The sequence below is a fragment of the Acidithiobacillus concretivorus genome (genome assembly GCF_018853445.1).
Classification (GTDB): Bacteria; Pseudomonadota; Gammaproteobacteria; order Acidithiobacillales; family Acidithiobacillaceae; genus Acidithiobacillus; species Acidithiobacillus concretivorus.
In genome coordinates, this window is record NZ_JABELD010000149.1 from 1 (window position 1) to 583 (window position 583).

The 583-nt window shown below is 54.5% G+C and carries 2 protein-coding genes; both read right to left on the reverse strand.

Going from position 1 to position 583, the window contains the following annotated elements:
- Positions 1–30 precede the first annotated feature (30 nt).
- On the reverse strand, positions 31–261 hold the full coding sequence (locus HJG40_RS14075; protein ID WP_215864781.1) for a sulfurtransferase TusA family protein: 231 nt from the start codon (positions 259–261) through the stop codon (positions 31–33).
- A gap of 12 nt (positions 262–273) precedes the next feature.
- A partial coding sequence (locus tag HJG40_RS14080) for a DsrE/DsrF/DrsH-like family protein (RefSeq protein ID WP_226857475.1) occupies positions 274–583 on the reverse strand: 310 nt, incomplete at its 5' end.

Here is a 583-nt window from a genome sequence, read left to right on the forward strand (position 1 = left end):
AGGGTTTTACGCCTGTGATTGTTTGTGCATTTACTTGGCCTTGCGGACCCGAATGTGCCAGGTGCCTTCGCCGTCCTGCTCTGTATTTACCATTTCGTGACCGACTTTTTTGACCCACTCCGGCACATCTGCCGCCGAGCCAGTATCCGTGGACAGCAATTCCAGGGTGTCCCCGACCTGCATCATTTTTATGTTGGAAATCAGTTCCATCAGCGGCCCCGGACAAAAACTGCCACGGGCATCTACGACGCGTTCACTCATGTGCTCCTCCTTTTAAAAAGTCAGAATCTGACCGCCTTCGGCGTCACTCAGGAATTTGGTCAGGCCCAGAGGTCCGGCCACGATTTCTTCCATGCCGTCCTCTTTGACGTCGAGAACATCCATAGCCATGGAGCAAGCCCAGATTTTGGCATCGCCCAGTTCCACCGCCTGCTCGAAAATCTGGTAGAAGGGGGGCACGTTACGTTCGGCCATGACTTCTCCCAGCTTGCCTTCGGCGGGGGCTTCCTTGCTATGACCCTTCACAAAGTAGGGGAAGGCGTTCATCGACAGAAAAATATGGACGTCGGTACCGGATACCGCC

Bases quoted from the DNA above. Each gene is read 5' to 3' on its own strand.
- HJG40_RS14075 (WP_215864781.1), bottom strand. From the start codon at position 261: ATGAGTGAACGCGTCGTAGATGCCCGTGGCAGTTTTTGTCCGGGGCCG.